This window comes from Polaromonas sp. P1_G2, from assembly GCF_056405515.1.
Genome location: NZ_JBFUBY010001167.1, coordinates 1 through 449, shown reverse-complemented (window position 1 = coordinate 449; position 449 = coordinate 1). Strand labels below are relative to the sequence as shown.

Genomic DNA, 449 nt, shown 5'->3' with positions numbered 1-449 from the left:
AAGATGAGACGTTCATCATCTTGCGGATGACGATCTGGCCGTCGATGACAATGGGGCGATCGACCAGCTTGTTCGGCCCGATGATCGCCACTTCGGGGTGGTTGATGATCGGCGTCGCGGCGATACCGCCCAAGGCGCCGAGGCTGGTTAGCGTGATGGTCGAGCCCGAGAGCTCCTCGCGCTTCGCGGTGCCGTCGCGGGCAGCACTTGTGACCCTCGCCATTTCCTCAGCGCAGTCCCAGATATCGAGGCGCTCGGCATGCCGGATCACCGGCACCATCAGCCCACCCGGGGTCTGCGTGGCGATACCGACATGGACGCCGCTATGCATGTTCAGGACGCCATTGGCGTCATCGAACCTGGCATTGATCTGCGGGAAATCCGGCGCAAGCGATACCACGGCGCGGATGAAAAACGGCAGCAGCGTCAGCTTCGGTTCTTTCTCCGAG

Annotated in this window: 1 protein-coding gene; it reads right to left on the bottom strand. The window is 62.4% G+C overall.

Annotated elements, in window-relative coordinates; translation table 11 throughout:
* Positions 1-449, bottom strand: a 449-nt coding sequence (locus AC1D0P_RS29590; RefSeq protein WP_477679991.1) for a 2-oxo acid dehydrogenase subunit E2, incomplete at both ends; no start/stop codon positions are given.